Raw genomic sequence first — 14,809 nt, forward strand, 5'->3', positions numbered from 1 at the left:
GGGACGCTTGTCGGTGTCGAATTGGGGAATTATAGAAAGCTCACCCCCTTCTGGGGGCCCCCGGGTCTAGTGGCAGTGCACAAATACGCGCATTGCTGCGGTGCAGCAACGAATGCGGGTCGAAGAGTGTGCGAGGCGCGGAGCAGATCTTGGGCAAGAAAAAAGGCGACCCGAAGGTCGCCTTGCGTTTGATCGTGGCCAGAAGCCGAATTTCAGGGTGCTGGCATGTCCAGGCGTTTGGCCGAGGCGTGGTGGTGGTCTTGTAGACGGTCCTTGTGACGCACCACCTGGCGGTCCAATTTGTCCATCAGCTGATCAATGGCGGCGTAGAGATCCTCACTGGATTGCTCGACGAAGATATCGCGTCCCTTGACATGCACGGTGACCTCGGCTTTTTGCCGGCGTTCCTTTTCCTTCTGCTTTTCCACGGTGAGCAAGACATTGATGTCAACGACTTGATCGAAATGGCGGGTCACTCGGTCTAGCTTGGTGAGCACATACTCACGCAGAGACGGCGTTACTTCCAAATGGTGGCCACTGATTGTCAGATTCATAAAACGGCCTTTCACGAAAAGAAAGTCGAGAGTACTGGGATCAGGAAAAGAACGAAAAAAACGGATCGCTGGGTGCTGTCTTGGGCTCTTCTTGAGTGGATCGGCGAATTCAGTTTGCACCCGAAGTGCAGTTGTGACAAGTGCTTGACGGCCGGAACAAGGGTCATAGTCCGTTTGACTTTGAGGCTTGGCAAAGAGCGTGAAGGATTGGGCAAAAAGCAGGGCGCGCCGAGGTGATAATCCTGGAATACCAGCTACGGAGCATTTCTTGGACAGCGACCACCCTCGGTGACCGTCCACTCCCTCGCCAACTGCGCCGAAACCGCTGCCTTTGTGCCGGTTCGCGCCGCTTGTCCGGAGTGAGACGGGTCCCCAAACGCCCACACCCGGACGGCCCCTGTGCCCGTCCTGTCTGAAAAAGAACAAGAGACGGCGCACGAGCGCTGGAGGTTTTTTGCATGCTGAATGTGTTCACGCTGGACAACGGGCGCCTCAAGGGCGGCCTGTTTCAGGAAGAAATTGAATCCGCCGAAGATCTGGCCCTGTCGCGGCCGGTGTGGGTCGATCTGGAAGATCCCACCGCGGTCGAAAAGGGCTGGATTCGTGACCGCTTTGGCTTGGTGATTCCGGAAGACATCGTTGACGAAGATCTGGAAGAGTCAGCCCGTTTCTACGAGGAAGACAACGGCGAGTTGCATATTCGCTCCGACTTCTTGATCGATGACGATGAGGCGCCGCGCAATGTGCGGGTGGCCTTCATCCTCTACAACAATGTGCTGTTCTCGATCCACAACGAGGACCTGCCCGTCTTCCGCCTGCTGCGCCTGCGCGCGCGACGCATCCCGGCCTTGATCGAGGATGCCAAGGATGTGCTGCTCAAGCTCTACGACGCCGATGCCGAGTACTCCGCCGATGTGCTGGAGGGCATTTACGACAACCTCGAGAAAGTCAGCGCGCGGGTCCTGAAAAAGGACGTCAACGACACCGAGGCCGGCGAAGTGCTGGCTGCGATTGCCCGTGAGGAAGACTTGAACGGCCGTATCCGCCGTAACGTCATGGACACGCGGCGCGCGCTCAGCTTCATGATGCGCAGCCGCATGCTCAGCGCCGAGCAGTTCGAGGAATCGCGTCAGATTCTGCGTGACATCGATTCGCTCGATTCACACACGGCCTTTTTGTTCGACAAGGTCAACTTCTTGATGGACGCGACGGTCGGTTTCATCAACATCAACCAGAACAAGATCATCAAGATCTTCTCGGTGGCCAGCGTGGCCTTGCTGCCTCCGACCCTGATCGCCAGCGTCTACGGCATGAACTTCAAGTTCATGCCCGAAGTGGACTGGCAGTACGGCTATCCCTTTGCCCTTGGCCTGATGCTGGCTTCGGTGGCGGCGCCCTTCATCTACTTCCGCCGCAAGGGCTGGTTGCGTTGATCCTGGCGCTGTTACCGATCAGCTGGCGCGCAGGCGTCGCTTGATCCAGCGCATCAGGGCGCCCAGCAAGGGCAGCTTTTCATACAGCTCCTCTGCTGTGTCCCAGTAATCGCGGTGGTAGGCGACACGGCCGTCGACGGCGAAGCGCAGATGGCTGCTGCCATGGATGCGCATGGGTTCGTTCTGAGCCTGCCGCTGGAAGACAAAGTCCCAGCTCAGAAAGCACTGATCGCCCTGAGCCAGAGCGTCCAGGACCAGAAAGCGCGGCTGCTCCAGGGTTTCGAACATATGGGCGAACACTCGCTGAACGCCGGCCAGGCTGCGGACCTCGTTGAAGGGGTCCTTGAAGAAGGCCTGCTCGGTGTACAGCCGACCGAGGCCGGCCACATCGGCCGGCTGCAGCTGCTCGAAGAAGTCGATCACCGCCTGCACGCGCGGGTCGGAATGCCTGATGCTCATAGTCCGGTGGCGCGTCGAACGGCGCGAAAGTAAAGGCCGTGGCCCAGATGGCGTAAGAGTTTCAGCCAGAGGGTGAAGCGCTTGGGGAAATGAATCTCGAACTCGCCGCGGGCCCAGCCTTTGAGGATTTCCTGCGCGGCCTGATCGGCCGTGATCAGAGCCGGCATGGCGAAGTCATTCTGAGCCGTCAGCGGTGTGGCGACAAAACCTGGGTTGATGACCGAGACGCCGATCTTCTCCGGTGACAGGTCCAAATACAGAGCTTCGGCCAGATGGCTCAGCGCCGCCTTGGAGGGGCCGTAGGCCAGGGACTTGGGCAGGCCGCGATAGCCCGCCACGCTGGACACCAGGCTGATATGGCCGGGCTGCCCTTGGTGGGCCTGCAGCAGCATCTGCGGCAGCAGCGCTTGCAGCAGCTTGAGCGCGCCGACGTAATTGATGTCCAGGTGGCGCATCGCTTCGTCCAGCGAGAACTGCTGGGCGCGCATGGGCTGGTAGTAGCCAGCGCAATAGAGGCAGAGGTCGATGCGGCCGTGGTTGCGCACGATCTGGCGCACCGCTTGCTGCAGCGCTTGCGCATCCATCACGTCGAGCGGCAGGGGCTGCGCGCCCGGATGTTGCGCGGCGAAGTCATTGAGCAGATCGGCCTGCCGGGCCGAGACGATCACGCGCGCACCGGCGGCGTGGAGTGAGGCTGCCACCGCCCGGCCGATGCCGCTGGACGCGCCGACCAGCCAGACCGTGAGGCCGTGCCAGTCCTGGATCTTGGGGTTCAGTGACATCGCAGGCCGGCGCTCAGAGTTTCTGGAAGGACAAGGTCACCTCGCCCAGGGCGAAGCCGAACTTGCTCATCTTCGCCTTGTTGAGCAGGGTGCGCTCGTCCACCAGGTACATCCAGTCGTCGAACTGCACCTCGTAGACCGTGCCGTCGACCGGCAGCTTGAGCGTGTAAGCCCAGCGCAGCGCGTTGCCGGCTGCCTGGCCCTGAGCCTGCCCCAGCACATCGGCTGCAGTGCCGGTATAGCGACCCTGTCCCAGGTCCTTCAGAGTCCAGACGCGGCGCTCGCGCTTGCCGTCGCTGTATTCGAAGTCTTCCTCCAGCACGCCGGTGTCGCCCTCCCAGCGTCCCACCAGGTTGACGATGAAGCGGCGTTGCACCTTGCCGGCGCGGTCGGTGAAGATGCCGTGAGCGATCAGGGGGCCGTTGAAGTAACGGCGCAGGTCCAGGGATGGCGTCTCTTTCGCATAGTCTTCGGGCTGGGGCGCCGAGGCGCAGCCAGCGAGCAAGCTCAGCGCGCCAGTGGCGGCGCCGGCCAGCAGCAGTCGGCGACGGGATTGGGTCGTGTTCATGGCAGGTCCTCCCCTTGCGGGCGTATCCAGTTGCGGTAAAGCAGTGCCGCAGCGGCCAGCTTGAGCAGGCAGGGCAGCAGGCAGTAAGACAGGGTCAGGGCATTCAGCGCCTGGGCGTCGCGGGCGCCCGGCGTGTAGCCCAGCACTTGCAGCAGTGGCAGAGCCAGGCCAGCGGCCAAGGCCAGATTGAGCTTGTTGGCGGCGTTCCACCAACCGAAAAAACTGCCCTCAGCGCGCGCATGCAAACCGGCGCGCTGGATCACTCCGGCCAGCATGGCGCCGGGAATGGCCAGGTCCGCGCCCAGGGCGGCGCCGCTGGCCAGGCAGACCGCCACAAAGCCGGCCTGATCGCCCGCGCCCAGCGCCGCCGCCCAGGCGAACGCCGCCACGGCCAGCACCATGCCCAGGCCCCAGCTGCGCGCCTGGCCCCAGCGCGCCACCAGGCGCAGCCAGAGCGGCAGAGACAAGGCTGCGGCCAGAAAGTAGCAGGCCAAGTACAGGCCTTCGGCTTGCGGCGTTTGCAGTCGGTCACGCACAAAGAACAGCAGCAGCGTGGCCGGGATCGCCGCCGCGACCCCATTGAGCAGGAACACCGCCAGCAGGCGGCGAAAGTCACGGTAGGCCCAGACTTGCACCGGGCGCGCCTGGCTCGCTCGGCCGCCTGGGCGGGCCCTGGGCGCCATGCGTAGCAGGAGCAGGCTCAGGGCGAGGCAGAGCGCCAGCACGCCTGCGGTGCCGGCCAGGCCGATCCAGGCGGGCAGCAGGCTGGCGGCGATCACGCCGGCGAGAGCCAGGCCCTCACGCCAGGCCACCACCCGGGTTTGCTGGGCCGGGCTGCCGCCCAGGCGTGCGCCCCAGGTCTGGTGCATGACGCTGAGCAGGCTGTAGCCCGCGTAGCAGACCAGCAGAAAAGCGCCGCACCACAGCAGCAAGCCCTGCGGCTCGCGCAGCGGCGGGAAGAACAGGGCGTAGAAGCCTCCGCCCAGGGCCGCTGCGGCCCCGACCATCAGTGGCAGCACGCGGCGTGGGTGCTCGTTCAGCCAGCGGTCACAGAGGCGGCCGATCCAGGGGTCGACCAAGGCATCGAGCAGGCGTGCCGCCAGCAGCAGGGCGCCCAGCCAAGCCAGCGGCATGCCGTAGTTCTGGGCATAGTGGGCCGGCAGGCTGACGTAGAGCGGCAGGGCGACAAAGGCGAGCGGGAAACCCAGGCTGCCGTAGCGCAGGCCGGCTGCGCGGCCGCCGCCCAGGCCGGCGCTCAGGGTTTCAGCCTTGGCTGCGTGGGCCACGGTGTTCGCCAAGGGCCTGGCCGCTGTCGGCCGGGCGTTTCAGGAGCTGCTCGCGCATGCCGGGCTCTGAGCTTTGTGGTGCCAGCCAGATGCCGCTGAACAGGCGGGCGAATTCGCTGTCGGCGATTTGCCGGCGCGGCTGGCTGTTGATGAAGAACTGCACGCCACGCGCCGGCTCGAACAGGCCGCTGATGCGGTCGCCGGCCTTGACGTCGGGGAAGGCCGCTTCCATCTCGCCCAGCCAGCGCTGCGCCTTGTCCTCGCTGATCTCGGCTTGGCGACGCATCTCCACCAGCGAGCGCTTGGCGATCTCGCGCCCGCTCAGGCTGCGGGCGTACTCCAGTTCCAGCGCCAGAGTCTGGCGCGCCCAGTTCTCCGCGTTCACGTGCTCCGACACCCAAAGCCGGATGTCGTAGATGCGCAGGCCGAAAAAGCGCATTTGCGCCTCCGCTTGCAGGCGCAGCGCCTCCGGCACTTCGGCCGGACGCTTGCGCTGCGCCTGGGCCGGCAAGACCAGCAGCCCGGGGATCGCAAGGAGCAGGTGGCGGCGCTGCATGGTGTCAGCCCTCGCGCAGCAGGGTGAACTGCATCACATCGGTGTTGTCGGCGGCGAAGGCCGCTTCGCAGTAGGCCAGGTAGAACTCCCAGAGCCGCATGAAGCGGGTGTCGAAACCGAGCTCGCGCACCGGGCCTTCCTGGTGGAGGAAGGCTTCGCGCCACTGGTGCAGGGTGCGCGCGTAGTCTTGTCCGAAAGCGAGTTCATTGACCACGCGCAACCCGGCTTTGGCCGCGTGAGCGCGGAACTGGCTGGGGCTGGGCAGCATGCCGCCGGGGAAGATGTACTGCTGAATGAAGTCGCTCGAGCGGGAATAACGTTCAAACAGATCGTCGCGGATGGTGATGGTCTGGATGCAGGCGCGGCCACCGGGCTTGAGCTTGGCGGCCACGGTCTGGAAGTAGCCGTCCCAGTATTCACGACCCACGGCCTCGAACATCTCGATGGACACCACCGCATCGAAGGCCGGGTCGGTGATGTCGCGGTAGTCCTGGAATCGCAGGTCGGCGCCGTCGGCGAGGCCGGCGCGGGCCAGGCGTTCCTGCGCCCAGGCCAGCTGTTCGCTGGATAGGGTCACGCCGGTCAGATGGGCGCCGAAATCGCGCACGGCGGTCTCGGCCACTGCACCCCAGCCGCAGCCGATTTCCAGCACGCGACTGCCGGCGCCGACCTGGCATTCCTCTAGCGCGCGGCGCATCTTGGCGGCTTGCGCATCGGCCAGACTACCTTGTCTGTCGCCGGCAAACCAGGCGCTGCTGTAGTTCATGCTCTCGTCCAGCCAGAGCCGGTAGAAGGCATTGCCCAGGTCGTAGTGAGCGTGGATGTTCTTGCGGCTGCCGGCGCGGCTGTTGCGGTTCAGCAGATGCTTCACCCGGTGTAGCAGGGCGCCCCACCAGGAGCCGAAGATCACCTCGTCGAGCGCCTCGCGGTTGCGCACGAAGAGTTCGAGCAAGGCGCGCAGGTCGGGCGTGCTCCAGTGGCCGGCCACAAAGCTCTCGGCAAAGCCGATGTCGCCGGAGCGCAGGGCCGCGCTGCAGACTGCCCAGTCGCGGATGCGCAGGGCCGCCCGCGGCCCCTCGCTGCCGCCGAAGTGGGCGCTGCTGCCGTCGGGAAGCTGCACATCGAGGCTGCCCTGGCGCAGATGTCCGAGCAGGCGGAACACGGTGCGTGCGGCGGCTGGCGCGTCGCTGGGCAGGGTGATTCTTTGCGGGAGCGTGGTTGAGTTCATCGTGAGCAAGGCAACCTTCAGCGGGTCACCAGAGTTTCAGGGGCGGCGGGTTTGCCGAAGAAGGGCACGCGTTTGAGCGCCAAGCGCAGCGCTTGCCAGTGGATGCGCCAGACCAGCATCAGGCTCAGTGCCGGCATGGCGAAGAAGGCGGCACGGGCGCTGGCCTCGCTGAGCGGCTGCAGCTGGCCGCTGACACTGGTCTGCAGCAGGGGACCGGCTTCGTCCTCGTGGTCGATGCGGGCCACGGTGCGCGCGCCGCCTTGGCTGCTGTGCATGAAGCGAAAGCGATAGCCGCCGGCGACACGGCAAAACGGCGAGACATGGAAGACCTTGCGCGCCTGCAGCTCGCGTCCGTAGGCCAGGCCCTCGCCTTGCAGCAAATAGCAGTGGCGCTCGCCGAAGGTGTTGTTCACCTCGACGACGATGGCGGCCAGGCTGCCGTCGCGGCGCTGGCAGTACCAGAAGCTCACCGGCTTGAAGGCGTAGCCCAGCACGCGCGGGATGCAGTGCAGCCAGACCTCGCCGTCGGCATCGCTCACGCCTTCGCGCGCCAGCAGCTCGTCCAGCCAGGCGAGCGCATCGTGGCCACCTTCGCCGTGGTCGGCGTCGTGGAAACTGAGCCAGCCAAAGCCATTGCGGTGCAGGGCCGGGCAGGGCGTGGCGCGCAGCTGGCGCATGGGCAGCATCAGGAAATAGCTGCGGTAGGCAAAGGCATGGCGGCGGGGGCGCAAGCGGCTGTGGCGCACGACGCCACGGCCGATCAGGGCCTGCTGCGGCCAGGCCTGGGTGCCAGCAGCTGTTGGGTTCATGCGCTCTGCTCCGCCCAGCGCTGCGTCAGCGCCCGCGCCACGCCCAGGCCGGAGAGCAGGCCGTCTTCGTGGAAGCCGTAGCGCGTCCAGGCGCCGCAGAACCAGATCTGGCCGTCGCCCTGCATCTGCGCCACGCGGCCTTGCGCGGCCACGGCGGCGCGGTCGAACACGGGGTGGGCGTAGTCGAATTCACCGAGCACCTGGCTGGCCTTGGGCTCGCGCACCGGGTTGAGCGACACGACCACCGGCTGTTGCCAGGGCAGGGGCTGCAAGCGGTTGAGCAGGTAGTGCAGGCACACCGCGCTTTGCTCGGCGCCGGGTCGGCTGCCGCCGTGTTCGTAGTTCCAGGCCGCCCAGGCGCGCTGGCGCTGCGGCAGCAGGCCTGCGTCGGTGTGCAGCACGGCGCGGTTGCGGTGGTAGGCGATGGCACCCAGCACCTGGCGTTCCAGCGCACTGGGCTGATCCAGCAGGCGCAGCGATTGGTCGCTGTGGCTGGCCATCACCACCGCGTCAAAGCGCTCGCTGCCGGCCTTGGAGTGCACCAGCACGCTGCCATCGGCCTGGCGGCTGACGGCTTGCACGGGGCTGTTCAGGCGCGCATCGGCGATGCGGGGCAGCAGCTTGTCGACGTAGTGGCGGGCGCCGCCGCGCACGGTGAACCACTGCGGCCGGTTCGTCACCTGCAACAGGCCGTGGTTGTGGCAGAAGCGGATCAAGGTGCTGATCGGGAAGCTCAGCATCTGCGCGGTGGGGCAGGACCAGATGCAAGCGACCATGGGCAGCAGGTACCAGTCGCGGAAGGCGGCGCTGAAGCGCTGCTCGTCGAGGAAGTCGCCGATGGGCTGGGCCAGCGCGCGCTCCTGGCCGCTGCTGGCCAGCTCGGTGCACAGGCGGTTGAAGCGGGTCAGGTCGCTGAGCATGCGCCAGAAGTCCGGCCGCAGCAGATTGCGGCGCTGCGCAAACACGGTGTTGAGATTGCTGCCGCTCCACTCGAGATCGCTGCCCGGCGCCTGCACCGAGAAGGACATGTCGCTGGCGGCCACTGCCACGCCCAACTGCTCGAAGAGCTGAATCAGCAGCGGATAAGTGCGCTCGTTGAAGACCAGGAAGCCGGTGTCGACCCCGTGGCGCTGGCCCTGCAACTCGACATCGACGGTGTGGGTGTGGCCGCCGAAGTAGTCATTGGCCTCGAACAGCGTGACGCGCGCTTGCGAGCTCAGCGCCCAGGCGGCCGAGAGACCGGCAATGCCGGAGCCGACCACGGCCACGCGGCGCGCGTTCGGGGGCAGGGCTTCGGGGAATTGCGGGGCGCCAAGTTGGCGCAACCACGGCAACAAGTCAGCGGCGTGACCATCCGCCGAGCCCGTAGCTTGACGCAAAAGAAAAGGGCTTCCGGCCGCGCCGGAAGCCCCAGGAATAAAAGAAGTCGCAAGATGCCTCGAAGCCAACGAGGGAGGGAGGGAGGAGGAGGAAAACGGCTTCGAGATTGCAGCCCCTACACAGGGGAGATCTTGCGACTGGAATCGGTTGCATCGTACCGAAGTATTGGCCGGCGAGGAAGCCAAGACCGCGGTTTGCAAAGCTTTACAAACGCCACGTCCGCTCTGGGGCAAACGACTCAGAAGCTCTGTAGTTTGGGTAAAAAGCCCCGTGTTTCTGTCGCCTGAAAAAGGGACATTTTGCGGGTTGTAGGCAACAGAGTGGGACATGGCGCTGCGACAAAAAAGGCAAATAGTCAGTTGAACGTCAGGGTTTGGCGAGCAGTCGCTCCAACTCCTGGGTGAAGGAGCTGCCCAGCGGGTCGCTCATGGAGCCGAAGCTTTTGATCTCGCTGCCGTCTCGCGCGATCAGATATTTGTGGAAATTCCACTTCGGCGTCTGTCCGGTGCGCTTGCCCAGCTCGGCGTAGAGCGGGTTCAGCCCGCTCTGGCCGGCCTTGACCACCGATTTGGCAAACATCGGGAACTTCACATTGAAGGTGTTCTCGCAGAACTCGGCGATTTCCTTGTTGCTGCCGGGTTCCTGGCCACCGAAGTCGTTCGAGGGGAAGCCCAGCACCACCAGACCGCGTGCCGCGTATCGGCTGGACAGGGTCTCCAGCGCCTTGTACTGCGAGGTGAAGCCGCAGAAGCTGGCCGTGTTCACCACCAGCAGGACCTTGCCGCTGTATTGACACAGGGCCTGGGGCTTCTCGTCTTGCAGGCGTGGGAACTCTCGTTGCAGCAGCTCAGGACAAGCGGCTGCGGCAGATGCGGTCGCGCTGACTGGGGCCGGCGCTGCTTGGGCGGGCGCACCAATCAGAGCGGCGGAGAGGGTGCCGACCAAGGCACAGGCACCGAGCAGGCCAGGGCGGTGCTGTGGGCGATTGCAGGAGCGAGTGTCCATAGTTTGTCCTAGTCAAAACTTTGTTCTTTCACTATATTAGGCCATCTAGAGATTTTTGTCCTATGTTTGTCCAATACAAAGTTTGCGGTGATTGCATGAGCCCGGAGGCCCTCCATGGTTGAGGCGCTGCCGAGTGCCGGCTTGCATGCCGGCGGCGAGCCCGACGAGACCGCGGCGGCCCTGGTGCCGGCCCCTTCGGCGTGGCCCGGCATTGCCGCGGTGGAGCGCGACACCGGCATCAGCAAAGATACCTTGCGCATCTGGGAGCGTCGCTACGGGTTTCCTCAGCCCTCGCGCGACGCGCAGGGCGAACGGGTCTACCCGCCCGAGCAGGTGCAGCGTCTGCGCCTGCTCAAGCGCTTGCTCGATGCGGGCCACCGCCCCGGGCGGGTGGTGGGCGCCAGTGAGTCAAGCCTGCAGGCGCTGCTGGGCCCATCGCGCAGCGGTCCGGCCGAGGCCAGCGCCGCCGCCGCCCATGGCATCGACCTGCAGGAGTTCCTGCTTTTGCTGCGCCGCCATGAAGTCCAGGATTTGCGCCGGCAGCTGTCCCAGGGTCTGTTGCGCCTGGGTTTGGGCGCCTTTGTGCGTGAAGTCGCGGCGCCGTTGACCGTCATGGTCGGCGAGGCCTGGATGAGCGGCGAGCTCGAGGTGTTCGAGGAGCATTGCTTCAGCGAGTCCTTGCAGCAGGTGCTGCGCCAGGCCATTCAGGCGATTCCGCCGCTGGCCCTGGGCGAGCGGCCGCGGGTCTTGCTCAGCACTTTGCCGGGCGAGCCGCACGGCCTGGGCCTGCTCATGGTCGAGGCCTTGCTGGTCTTGGAGGGTTGCCAATGCCTGTCCCTGGGCGTGCAGACGCCGGCCAGCGAGCTGGTCAAGGCGGCCGCGGCCCATGGCAGCGATGTGCTGGCCTTGAGCTTCAGCGGCCTGCTCAGCGCCGGCCAGGTGCAGCGCCAGCTGCGCGAGCTCCGCGCGGAGTTGCCCGAGGGTGTTGCGCTCTGGGCGGGCGGCCGCGCGGCGGCCTTGCAAAAGCGCGCTCCCCTGCCCAGCTTGCTGCATCTGACCGAGCTGGAACAACTGGCCCCGGCCGTGGCCGACTGGCGTCGGGCGCAGCAGCAGTAGCCAGAAAACACCTGAAGCCCTGCGACAAGCGCGTGAAGACCAGGGGCCGCTGCGGGCCATGCCTGCCAAACGGTCTATGGCTTGTCATACTCAATGCATAGGCTCGCCAGAGCAAACGAGGATCGATGATGCTTTACCCGGAACTTTTCAAGCAGCTGGAAGCGGTGCGCTGGAATATGGACAAGGACATCCCCTGGGATGCCTTTGACCCCGGCCTGCTCAGCGATGACCAAGCCCGCACCATCAAGATGAACGCCATCACCGAGTGGGCGGCGCTGCCGGCCACCGAGATGTTCCTGCGCGACAACAAGGACGACAGCGACTTCTCGGCCTTCATGAGCGTCTGGTTCTTCGAGGAGCAGAAGCATTCCTTGGTGTTGATGGAATACCTGCGCCGCTTCCGCCCGGACATGGTGCCCACCGAAGCGGAGCTGCATGAGGTGCGCTTCGATTTCGACCCGGCCCCGCCGCTGGAAACCCTGATGCTGCATTTCTGCGGCGAGATCCGGCTCAACCACTGGTACCGCCGCGCCGCCGAGTGGCACACCGAGCCGGTGATCCGTGCCATCTACGAAACCCTGGCCCGCGACGAGGCCCGCCATGGCGGTGCCTATCTGCGCTATATGAAGCGCGCCATGGTCAAGTTTGGCGATGAAGCCCGCGCCGCCTTTGCCAAGGTCGGCGTCCTGATGGCCAGCGCCCGCCGCACCGCCCAGGCTCTGCATCCCACCAACCTCCATGTGAACGTGCAGCTGTTCCCTCGCGACACCATCCAGAGCCGCCTGCCCGACCCTGAGTGGCTGGAGCACTGGCTGGACAAGCAGATCCAGTTCGATTCGGTCTGGGAGAACAAGGTGGTGGATCGCATCCTTCACAACATGAGCCTGCTGATGGAGCGCAGCTTTGCCAGCGTGCAGGAGCTGAATCGCTACCGCAAGGAGATGGCCGGTGCTGTGGCTTCCGCCGCCGCTGCGGGCGGTCTCGGCAATGCCCCTGCAGCGGCCTGACACCCCGCCTTGGCCTGATCGGCCACCATAAAAAAGCCCGCCAATCGGCGGGCTTTGTCTTGGGGCGCCGAGTTTTCGGCAGCCTGCTCAGTGAGAGTTGCGGCGATGCAGGACCAGCAGAGCGAAGCAGATCGCTGCCGCCACCAGGCCGCCGATGAAGTGAGGCGAGGCGGTCTGCGCCAGAGCTTCTGTGGCGTCGCGTGCGGCCCAGCTCAGCACATCGCCGACGCCCTTCAGTTCGATCTGCACCGAGGGGTTTTCGCCGATCAGATGCATGGAATCAAAGAAGGCCGAACCGGCGCCCGTCACTTGTTCGCCCAGGAGCTTCCAGACGATGGCGTTGCCGTACACCTCTTTCAGCGTGATGCCGGTGGCCACCACGGCCGTGATGACGGCAGGCACGCCCCAGCGCTTGAGCCAGGCGGCGGCCACCATGAAGACCATGAAGATCGGCGCCATCCAGAGCGTGAACAGCACCGTGCCCAGGGCCAGGCGGGCCAGCACGGCCAGGGCCGGCAGCACCAGCTGGAACCAGGACACCTGCAGCCAGATGCCGAAGCCGCCCAGCTTGAGCGTGATGGCCAAGGCCATCACCAAGCCCGACAACATGCCCACGCACAGGGCCAGGCCGAGCACGAACAAGGTGTGCATGAACAAGGTGGCGACGAGGCTCTCGCTGTGGCTGGCCGGCAGGGACAGCCAGAACTCGATCGAACGGTCTTGGTGGTCACGCCGGGCCAGGCCGGGCAGCGAGAAGCCGGTCATCAGCAAGGTGATGCCCCAGACCGCCAGCATGGTCATTGCGATCACGGCGCCGGCCAGTTCGGTGGCCGGCAGATCTCGGGCCTCGCCCAGCTGCACGCCGCCGAAAGGCAGGGCGACCAAGGCGATCACGGGCAGGATCAGCATGGCGATCAGCCAGCCTTTGTGGTGCTGCATCCATTCGCGTTGCAGCAGGGTCTTGAAGCGAGTTTGGAAATGTGTAGACATGATGGTGATTTCCTTGGGCTTGCTTTCAGTCTTGACGGGCACGCAGCTCGGGCTTGCGCGTCAGGGCCATGAACAGATCGACCAGGCTGGGTCGGAAGCGCTGGCCCAGGGCCTGCAGATGCTCGGGCGGCTCGCCGTCGAAGAGCGCGGCCGGGCGGCCTTGCTGGCGGTAGCGCAGCAGCGGGTGGGCCGAGGCCACCGCATCCGCGGCCGAGGCGTCGTGCGACAGGGCGACGAAGCGCGAGTCCATGGCCTCCAGGCTGATGTTGAGCACCAGCTTGCCCTCGTCCAGCATCATCACGTCGCTGAGCAGGGTCTCGATCTCCTCGACCTGGTGGGTCGAGATGATCACGCTGCGCTCGCCGTCGCACCACTCGTCGATCAGCATCTCGTAAAAGCTCTTGCGTGACATCACATCCAGGCCGAGCGTGGGCTCGTCCAGGATCATCAGCTTCGTGTCGATGGCGGCGATCAGCGCCAGGTGCAGCTGGGTGACCATGCCCTTGGACAGGCTCTTGACCTTGTCCTGTGTGCCCACGCTGGTGCGCTTGAGCAGGGCGCGAGCGCGCTCGGCCGAGAACTTGGGCTGCAGGCCGCTCATCAGCGTGATCAGCTCATGCACGCGCGCCCAGCGCGGCAGCACCGCCACATCCGGGATGTAGGACAGCGATTCCAGCAGCTCGCCGCGCTGATTGCGCGGGTCCAGGCCCAGCACCTTCAACTCGCCCGTGCCGCCGATCAAGCCGACCATGGCCTTCATCAGCGAGGTCTTGCCGGCGCCGTTGTGGCCCAGCAAGCCGACCACGCGGCCCTTGGGAATGCTGAAACTGATGTTGTCGACGGCCGTCTTGCGGCCATAGCGAAGGCTGAAGTCGCGGGCTTCGATGAGGTGGCTCATGGTCGGCGTGGAGGTGAAAGTGGTCGAAGAAGGGGCGGGGCTGGCGATTGTGGCGTTCATGTTCATTTCGCCTCCCAGTTCAAATCTTGGGCGCTCAAGCCCAGGCGGCGCAGCTTGTCGCGCAGCTGCGGCCATTCGGTGTGCAGGAACTGTTCGCGCTTGGCCTGCAGCAGGCGTTCGCGGGCGCCGCTGCGCACAAACATGCCCAGGCCGCGGCGGCTCTCGATCAAGTCAGTGTCGACCAGGGCCTGCAGGGCGCGGGTGACCGTCAGGGGGTTGATCACATACTGGCTGGCCAGGTGGCGCACCGAAGGCAGGGCCTCGCCCTCGGGCGGTGAACCATCCAGCAATTGCACAGCCAGGCGATCGGCCAACTGCTGGTAGATGGGAGCTGAGTCGTTCCAGGTTTGCATATCGGTGAAGGCCGAAGCCGGTGTGTTGCTGATGTAGCACACCATAACAAGGCCACCGGGGCGGCCCAAGGCGTGCGCGACAGACTGCAGAAAAGGGAGGATGAAGCGGAGCTGTGGTCAACCGTGGGGATCGGTTGTTGGTTTGCGCTGAGCTTTGTGTCGGTTTGCGCTGAACTTGGAACTATTTGCGCTGAACTTGGAACTTGATCGGCCCAGCCTCAGTGGAGCGAGTTGTAGAGGGCGAAGATGCCCCGCCAAGGACATTGCTCTGGCTGCGTGTGTGGTGGTTTCCCGTGAACATGACCTCTTCCCTGAAACTACTACT

General features: G+C 65.2%; 16 protein-coding genes. 3 read left to right on the top strand and 13 right to left on the bottom strand.

Annotation, left to right across the window (positions count from 1 at the left end; genetic code table 11):
• Positions 1 to 212: 212 nt before the first annotated feature.
• Entirely contained in the window at positions 213 to 554 is a 342-nt protein-coding gene (gene hpf / locus ACQY39_RS05760) for a ribosome hibernation-promoting factor, HPF/YfiA family (RefSeq protein WP_263516430.1), read from the bottom strand.
• Positions 555 to 1,012: 458 nt separating this feature from the next.
• On the opposite strand from hpf, the gene corA reads away from it, so the two are divergent.
• On the top strand, positions 1,013 to 1,987 hold the full coding sequence (gene corA / locus ACQY39_RS05765) for a magnesium/cobalt transporter CorA (RefSeq protein ID WP_428504249.1): 975 nt from the start codon (positions 1,013 to 1,015) through the stop codon (positions 1,985 to 1,987).
• 18 nt (positions 1,988 to 2,005) lie between these two features.
• Here the strand turns inward: corA and ACQY39_RS05770 are convergent, their stop codons facing one another.
• The 9 genes from ACQY39_RS05770 to ACQY39_RS05810 form a co-directional block, all read right to left on the bottom strand.
• Positions 2,006 to 2,446 carry a nuclear transport factor 2 family protein gene (locus ACQY39_RS05770; RefSeq protein ID WP_428504251.1) on the bottom strand — a complete coding sequence of 147 codons (441 nt, stop codon included), beginning with the start codon at positions 2,444 to 2,446 and terminating at the stop codon, positions 2,006 to 2,008.
• Positions 2,443 to 3,228: an SDR family NAD(P)-dependent oxidoreductase gene (locus tag ACQY39_RS05775; RefSeq protein WP_428504253.1), complete on the bottom strand. Its 786-nt coding sequence runs from the start codon at positions 3,226 to 3,228 to the stop codon at positions 2,443 to 2,445. Before ACQY39_RS05775 ends, ACQY39_RS05770 begins: the two co-directional genes overlap by 4 nt.
• Before the next feature lie 13 nt (positions 3,229 to 3,241).
• Positions 3,242 to 3,796 (bottom strand): DUF3833 family protein, encoded by a 555-nt coding sequence (locus tag ACQY39_RS05780; RefSeq protein WP_428504255.1) that lies wholly within the window; start codon positions 3,794 to 3,796, stop codon positions 3,242 to 3,244.
• Entirely contained in the window at positions 3,793 to 5,082 is a 1,290-nt protein-coding gene (locus ACQY39_RS05785) for an MFS transporter (protein ID WP_428504257.1), read from the bottom strand. Before ACQY39_RS05785 ends, ACQY39_RS05780 begins: the two co-directional genes overlap by 4 nt.
• Positions 5,060 to 5,638 (bottom strand): chalcone isomerase family protein, encoded by a 579-nt coding sequence (locus ACQY39_RS05790; protein ID WP_428504259.1) that lies wholly within the window; start codon positions 5,636 to 5,638, stop codon positions 5,060 to 5,062. Before ACQY39_RS05790 ends, ACQY39_RS05785 begins: the two co-directional genes overlap by 23 nt.
• A 4-nt stretch (positions 5,639 to 5,642) precedes the next feature.
• The gene (locus ACQY39_RS05795) at positions 5,643 to 6,866 is read right to left on the bottom strand and encodes a class I SAM-dependent methyltransferase (protein ID WP_428504261.1); all 1,224 of its coding nucleotides are present in this window, start codon (positions 6,864 to 6,866) and stop codon (positions 5,643 to 5,645) included.
• Positions 6,867 to 6,883: 17 nt separating this feature from the next.
• On the bottom strand, positions 6,884 to 7,675 hold the full coding sequence (locus ACQY39_RS05800) for a DUF1365 domain-containing protein (RefSeq protein ID WP_428504263.1): 792 nt from the start codon (positions 7,673 to 7,675) through the stop codon (positions 6,884 to 6,886).
• Complete coding sequence (locus ACQY39_RS05805) at positions 7,672 to 9,000, bottom strand: NAD(P)/FAD-dependent oxidoreductase (protein WP_428504265.1); 1,329 nt, start codon at positions 8,998 to 9,000, stop codon at positions 7,672 to 7,674. Before ACQY39_RS05805 ends, ACQY39_RS05800 begins: the two co-directional genes overlap by 4 nt.
• Positions 9,001 to 9,421: 421 nt before the next feature.
• Complete coding sequence (locus ACQY39_RS05810; RefSeq protein ID WP_428504267.1) at positions 9,422 to 10,060, bottom strand: glutathione peroxidase; 639 nt, start codon at positions 10,058 to 10,060, stop codon at positions 9,422 to 9,424.
• A gap of 114 nt (positions 10,061 to 10,174) precedes the next feature.
• On the opposite strand from ACQY39_RS05810, the gene ACQY39_RS05815 reads away from it, so the two are divergent.
• On the top strand, positions 10,175 to 11,176 hold the full coding sequence (locus ACQY39_RS05815) for a MerR family transcriptional regulator (RefSeq protein WP_428504269.1): 1,002 nt from the start codon (positions 10,175 to 10,177) through the stop codon (positions 11,174 to 11,176).
• A 128-nt stretch (positions 11,177 to 11,304) separates the two neighbouring features.
• A complete protein-coding gene (locus ACQY39_RS05820) occupies positions 11,305 to 12,183 on the top strand; it encodes an acyl-ACP desaturase (RefSeq protein WP_428504271.1) in 879 nt (292 codons plus the stop codon).
• Between the two features lie 87 nt (positions 12,184 to 12,270).
• Here the strand turns inward: ACQY39_RS05820 and ACQY39_RS05825 are convergent, their stop codons facing one another.
• From ACQY39_RS05825 to ACQY39_RS05835, 3 genes are read right to left on the bottom strand one after another with little or no spacing between them, the layout of a single operon-like run.
• Positions 12,271 to 13,173 carry a hypothetical protein gene (locus tag ACQY39_RS05825; protein WP_428504273.1) on the bottom strand — a complete coding sequence of 301 codons (903 nt, stop codon included), beginning with the start codon at positions 13,171 to 13,173 and terminating at the stop codon, positions 12,271 to 12,273.
• A 25-nt stretch (positions 13,174 to 13,198) separates the two neighbouring features.
• Entirely contained in the window at positions 13,199 to 14,131 is a 933-nt protein-coding gene (locus tag ACQY39_RS05830) for an ABC transporter ATP-binding protein (RefSeq protein WP_428504275.1), read from the bottom strand.
• A gap of 2 nt (positions 14,132 to 14,133) precedes the next feature.
• Complete coding sequence (locus tag ACQY39_RS05835) at positions 14,134 to 14,529, bottom strand: GntR family transcriptional regulator (protein WP_263516443.1); 396 nt, start codon at positions 14,527 to 14,529, stop codon at positions 14,134 to 14,136.
• Positions 14,530 to 14,809 lie beyond the last annotated feature (280 nt).

The organism is Roseateles sp. (genome assembly GCF_965262435.1).
In the GTDB taxonomy this organism is placed as follows: domain Bacteria; phylum Pseudomonadota; class Gammaproteobacteria; order Burkholderiales; family Burkholderiaceae_C; genus Paucibacter_A.